The sequence below is a fragment of the Streptomyces sp. NPDC048018 genome (assembly GCF_043202995.1).
Classification (GTDB): Bacteria; Actinomycetota; Actinomycetes; order Streptomycetales; family Streptomycetaceae; genus Streptomyces.
The window spans coordinates 1-4,749 of record NZ_JBIDBK010000026.1; the positions used below are offsets into that span (position 1 = coordinate 1).

The following is a 4,749-nucleotide window of genomic DNA, read 5'->3' on the forward strand; positions in this document are numbered from 1 at the left end:
TGGGCAGTCGGCTTATGCGGCGGCGAACGTGTTCCTGGACGCCCTGGCCGTGCACCGACACGCGCAGGGACTGCCCGCCACCTCCCTCGCCTACGGCCTCTGGCTGAACGAGGGCATGGGCGGCACGCTCGGCGCGTCGGACGTCCAGCGGCTCCGGCGCCTCGGGCTGCCGCCGCTCGACCCGGAGACCGGCCTCGCGCTGTTCGACGCCGCCCTCCGCTGCACGCGGCCCCATGTCGTGGCCACTCCCGTCGACCGGGCCGCGCTCCGCGCCCGTACCGACGAGCTCCCCGCACTGCTGCGCGGCCTCGTACCCGCCGGCCGTCGCAAGGCCTCCCGCGCCGCCGTCCCCGCCTCCTCCGGACTCGCCGCCGCCCTGGCCGGGCTCGACCCGGAGACCAGGGCCCGGCGCCTGCTGGACCTCGTGCGAGGCCATGTCGCCGCCCTCCTCGGGCACACGGGTGCCGACGACGTCGAGCCCGACCGCCCCTTCTCGGAGCTGGGCTTCGACTCGCTTGCCGCCGTGGAGCTGCGCAACCTGCTGACCGCCGCGACCGACCTGCGGCTGCCCGCCACGCTCGTCTTCGACCACCCGAACGCGTCCGCCGTCGCCGCCCTGCTGGACGAGCTGCTCTCCGGCCCGACCGGAGAGGAGGCCACCGCCGCCGTCGTCCGCACGACCGCGGATCAGGACGACCCGATCGTCATCGTGTCGATGGCCTGCCGCTACCCCGGCGGCGTCGCGTCCCCGGAGGACCTGTGGCGCCTGGTCGCCGACGGCGCCGACGCCGTCGGCCCCTTCCCCACCAACCGCGGCTGGGACCTGGACGACCTGTTCGACCCCGAGCCGGGCGCCGAGGGGAAGAGCTACACCGACCGCGGTGCCTTCCTCCACGACGCGGACCGGTTCGACCCGGTCTTCTTCGGCATCAGTCCCAACGAAGCGCTGATCATGGACCCGCAGCAGCGGATCTTCCTGGAGGCCGCCTGGGAGACCTTCGAGCGGGCCGGCATCCGACCCGCCTCCCTCAAGGGCAGCCGCACGGGCGTCTTCGCCGGCGTCATGTACCACGACTACGGCGACCTCAGCAGCGGCGGCAGCGTGGTCTCCGGCCGGGTGTCGTACTCCTTCGGTTTCGAAGGCCCCGCGGTGACGGTGGACACGGCGTGCTCGTCGTCGCTCGTGGCCCTGCACCTGGCCGTGCAGGCGCTGCGCACGGGGGAGTGCTCGATGGCCCTCGCGGGCGGCGTGACGGTGATGGCCACCCCGGCCATGTTCGTGGAGTTCAGCCGGCAGCGCGGGCTGTCGGTGGACGGCCGCTGCCGGTCCTTCGCCGAGTCGGCGGACGGCACGGGTTGGTCGGAGGGCGTCGGACTGCTGTTGCTGGAGCGCCTGTCGGACGCCCGCAGACTCGGGCACCCGGTCCTGGCCGTCGTGCGAGGGTCGGCGGTCAACCAGGACGGGGCCTCGAACGGCCTGACGGCGCCGAACGGCCCGTCGCAGCAGCGGGTGATACGGGCCGCCCTCGCGAACGCCCGGCTCGCCGGCTCCGACGTCGACCTGGTCGAGGGCCACGGCACCGGGACGCGCCTCGGGGACCCGATCGAGGCCCAGGCGCTGCTGGCCACCTACGGACAGGGGCGAGCGGACCAAGAGCCCCTGTATTTGGGCTCCTTGAAGTCGAACCTCGGCCACGCCCAGGCAGCCGCCGGTGTCGGCGGCGTCATCAAGCTCGTGGAGGCGATCCGCCACGGGATCATGCCGCGGACGCTGCACGTGGACGCACCGTCCTCGCAGGTCGACTGGACGGACGGAGCCGTTCGGCTCCTCACGGAGGCGCGAGCCTGGCCGGAGCTGAACCGCCCGCGACGAGCGGCGGTGTCGTCGTTCGGCATCAGCGGCACCAACGCCCATGTGATCGTCGAGCAGGCCCCCGTGCCGACCGGAGCAGAGGCTCCAGCGCCGCGCGTCGAGGGTCCGGTCGCGATCCCCCTGTCGGCGCGTGCGCCCGAGGCGTTGACGGCCACGGCCACCCGACTGGCGTCCTGGTGGTCCGCACGTGAAGACATCGAAGTGGCCGAATTGGCCGCGGCGTTGGCGAACGGACGCGCCGCTTTGGAAGATCGCGCGGTGGTGATCGCCTCCACGCGGGAGGAGGCACTGCAGGGCCTCGCCTCGTTCGTGTCCGACGGGACCGGTGCGGTGACGGGGCGGGTGTCGGCCGGTCGGACGGGGTGGTTGTTCACGGGGCAGGGGTCGCAGTGGCTGGGGATGGGGCGTGAACTCTGTGACTCCGAGCCGGTGTTCGCGGCTGCTTTCGCTGAGGCGTGTGAGGCGCTGGACCGGCATCTCGTACGGCCGATTCGTGAGGTGATCTGGGGTGAGGACCGCGCTGCGGTGGATGCGACGGTGTTCACGCAGGCGAGTCTGTTCGCTGTGCAGGCCGGTTTGGTGGGGGTTCTGCGGCACTGGGGTGTGACTCCGGATGTGCTGGTGGGGCATTCGATCGGGGAGATCTCTGCTGCGTATGCGGCGGGGGTGTTCGGTCTTGAGGATGCGGCGCGGTTGGTGGTGGCGCGGGGTTCGTTGATGCAGGCGTTGCCGGAGGGCGGCGGCATGCTCGCGCTGGCCGCGGGCGTCGAGCAGGTCGAGAAGCTGACCGACGGTCTCTCTATCGACATTGCGGCTGTCAACGGGCCCGCTGCGGTGGTGGTGTCGGGACCGGTCGTGGACCTGGAGCAGGTGGCCGGCCGGGCTGAGGCGGCGGGTGTGCGGGCGACCCGGTTGTCGGTCTCGCACGCTTTCCATTCGCGTCTGATGGAGCCGATGTTGGAGGAGTTCGCCCAGGTCGCCGCCATGGTCGCGTACGCCGAGCCGAGCCTTCCTGTGGTCTCCAACGTCACCGGTCAGGTCGTGTCGGTTGAGCTGACCGACCCGGGTTACTGGGTGCGGCATGTGCGGGAGGCGGTCCGGTTCGCCGACGGGCTGGCCACGGCCCGCGGACTGGGCGTGACGCGTTTCGTGGAGGTCGGGCCCGATGCCGTACTCACGGCGATGGCGCGCCAGAGTCTCGACGACACGGACGAGTCGGTGTTCGTCCCGCTGATGCGCCGCCCCAGGGACGGCGCTTCCGCTCAGGGCACCCTGCTCACGGCGGCCGCCGCCCTGTACGCGTCGGGTGTGGCCGTGGACTGGCACCTGCCCGCCCCCACCCGGCACCTCGACCTGCCGACCTATCCCTTCCAGCGTCGTAGCTACTGGCTGTCCGGGCCGGCGCAGGTGTCGGTCGGTGTGGGTGCGGCGGGGTTGCGGGAGACCGGGCACGGTCTGCTGGCCGCGTCCGTCACCACGGCGGACGGTGGTTCGACGGTGCTGACGGGCCGGATCGGTGTGCGGAGTCATCCCTGGCTGGCGGATCACGCGGTGGCCGGGGTGGTTCTCGTGCCGGGTACGGCGCTGCTGGACATGGCGTTGTACGCCGCCGACGTCACCGGGTACGGCGAGGTCGGTGAGCTGGTCATCGGGCAGCCCCTCACGCTGCCCGCGCAGGGGGCCGTGGACGTGCAGGTCCAGGTGACCGCCGCTAACGACCAGGCGGAACTCACCGTCCACTCCCGCCCCGCCGACGCCCCCGAGACCCCGTGGACCGCCCACGCCACCGGCACCCTCGCCGGCGCACCCGGACCCGCCCCGGCCGTCGCCGTACCCGAGGCCTGGCCCCCCACGGACGCGACGTCCCTCGACACCGACGACCTCTACGTCGAACTCCTCGACCAGGGTTACGCGTACGGGCCCGCGTTCCAGGGGCTGCGCGCCGCCTGGCGGCACGGCGACGACGTGTACGCGGAGATCGTGCTCCCGGAGGACGTGACCGCAGAGCGGCATCCCGTCCACCCGGCCCTCCTGGACGCGGCCCTGCACGGCCTCCGCTTCGGTGTGCACGGTGACCGGGCGCCCGGCTCGCGTCCGGTGCTGCCGTTCGCCTGGCAGGGCGTGCGCCTGTTCCGTACCGGTGCGCGCGATCTCCGGGTCCGACTCTCGGCCCGTGGGGCGGAGGCCGTACACGTGGAGTTCGCGGACGCGGCCGGGCAGCCGGTGGGGACGATCGAGTCCCTCGTGCTGCGGGAGGCCCCGGAGGCGGTCGCCGGGGTCTCGGACACGCTGTTCGAGGTGACGTGGACGCCCGCCACCGTCGCGTCCTTCGCGGGCGCCGATCCGGTGCCTGTGGTCTCACCGGCCGAACTCGGCGGCGTGCAGGGCTCCGTGGTGGTCGTCGACTGCGTCCCGGGCGACGGTCCCGTCCCGGCCGCCGCACTGGACCTCGCCGTCACGGTGCTCGGCACGGTGCGCGACTGGCTCGCCGACCCGGCGCGCGCGGGTTCCACGCTGATCCTGGTCACCCGGGGCGCGGCCGGTCCGGACGGCGGCGACCCGGCCGACGTGGCGGCCGCGCCGGTCTGGGGACTCGTACGGGCCGCGCAGTCCGAGCACCCGGGCCGCTTCGTCCTGGTGGACGCCGACGACCCCGGTACGGTCGCTGCCGGCGCCTGGCGCCGTGTGGCCGCGTCGGGCGAACCCGAGTGGGCTGTTCGCGACGGGCGTTGGCACCAGGCGAGGATCGTCCGGCTCGCCGTACCCGTCTCCGCACCCCTCCCCGCGGCGGCTTCTGATGGTGGGGGTGTGGTGTCGCGGTGGGGTGGGGGGACGGTGTTGGTGACGGGGGGTACGGGTGGTCTGGGTGCTGTGGT

1 protein-coding gene is annotated in these 4,749 nt (G+C 73.3%); it reads left to right on the forward strand.

All coding sequences use genetic code 11. The features are described from left to right. Positions 1 to 4,749 (forward strand): beta-ketoacyl synthase N-terminal-like domain-containing protein (locus ACGF1Z_RS35525; protein ID WP_393010772.1); only part of this gene is annotated, 4,749 nt, incomplete at both ends.